The sequence below is a fragment of the uncultured Eudoraea sp. genome, from assembly GCF_947258525.1.
GTDB lineage: Bacteria > Bacteroidota > Bacteroidia > Flavobacteriales > Flavobacteriaceae > Eudoraea.
On record NZ_CAMYIP010000142.1, the window covers coordinates 2221 to 3480 of the forward strand.

Here is a 1260-nt window from a genome sequence, read left to right on the forward strand (position 1 = left end):
TTTTAACTCAAAAAGTCTATCGAGCAATCTAAAATCTTTAAATTCAATACACATAAATGCGGCAACATTACCCGCGTGTTTTAATCCAATGCATTTTTCCCCGTTTTTAAATCTTTTTACTAATTCAGCCCCGCTTGAATCAGCCAAGATGTCACTAATTCTTTCTACATCCTCAAGGCTTAAATATTCAATGCTATAATCATTGAATTCTCCTTTAATTGGAGGCTTATCTATCTTATAAAGTCCTTCTTGCATCCAATAATAAGGATAAATATCAAGCCCAATGCGGGTTAATAAATTTCGAATGCTATATAATATCAGGCCATTTTTGATTCTATGTTTTGCTAACTTTAGGCCGGTTAATTTTTGTTGTTTATTAATACTCATCAAAATAATATTTTAGTCAATATAGGGATTAATAGGATTTATAGTTACTAATAATTACTTCCCGATGCAAAAGTTGGCAAAAATATTCCCTAAAAGGTCATCGTTGGTGATTTCACCGGTAATCTCACCAAGTTAGAGATGGGATCAACGTGAAAGTTCCTGTGGCCTATATGGACGCCTATTATGAATTTACTGAACGGCCGCTTATTCTAGAGGCCTGTGATGTAGTTCTCGCCAATTGCTACTCTTTCTGGGAAGACTGTGATATGGATTATTCACCTCTGTATATCAAGGACATGTTTCAAAGGGCTTTACGTAAGGGTATTGGAAAAAATGTGATCATCTCAGAAACGGGCTGGCCCAGCCAGGGCACCAACCTCGAAGGGGCTTTTCCTTCCTATGAAAATTACCTGAAGTACTTTATGAATATGCAGAAGTGGCACAGGAAGACTAAATTGAAATCTTTTCACTTATCTTCTTTTGATGAATCCTCGAAAGGAGTAACCGAAGGAGATGTAGAAACCTATTGGGGGTTATGGGAAAAGGATGAGCAGTTGAAGTTCTAGATTAATTTAGGCGCATAAAAAGAAAAAAGCTTTCTGTGTTTGCAGAAAGCTTTTTGATTATGGATTTTTGAAAATTTAATCGTCCAATAGGTCAATTGCGGTTTTAATGCGCTCCCGTATGGTCTCTGCAAGGGCATTGTTTCCATCCGTATCTTCAGGGCTTATTTCAATGGTGCCATTTTCATTGCCATCTGCAGCCTGCGAAAGGTCCACTCCGGACACCACATCAAAAATCTGGGAAAGATCAAATTCAATGGTGATACCCTCGGTATTGCTTCTTATAGAAATGTCAAATTCAGCCTCTTCA

At 37.4% G+C, this 1260-nt stretch carries 2 protein-coding genes and 1 pseudogene; 1 reads left to right on the forward strand and 2 read right to left on the reverse strand.

Annotated elements, in window-relative coordinates; all coding sequences use genetic code 11:
* A partial coding sequence (locus tag Q0X89_RS10595; RefSeq protein ID WP_297693914.1) for a hypothetical protein occupies positions 1-387 on the reverse strand: 387 nt, incomplete at its 3' end.
* 149 nt (positions 388-536) lie between these two features.
* Here Q0X89_RS10595 and Q0X89_RS10600 point away from each other — a divergent pair.
* The gene (locus Q0X89_RS10600) at positions 537-953 is read left to right on the forward strand and encodes a glycosyl hydrolase family 17 protein (RefSeq protein ID WP_297693917.1); all 417 of its coding nucleotides are present in this window, start codon (positions 537-539) and stop codon (positions 951-953) included.
* 75 nt (positions 954-1028) lie between these two features.
* Here the strand turns inward: Q0X89_RS10600 and Q0X89_RS10605 are convergent.
* Positions 1029-1260: pseudogene (locus Q0X89_RS10605) on the reverse strand (hypothetical protein); the annotation flags it as partial.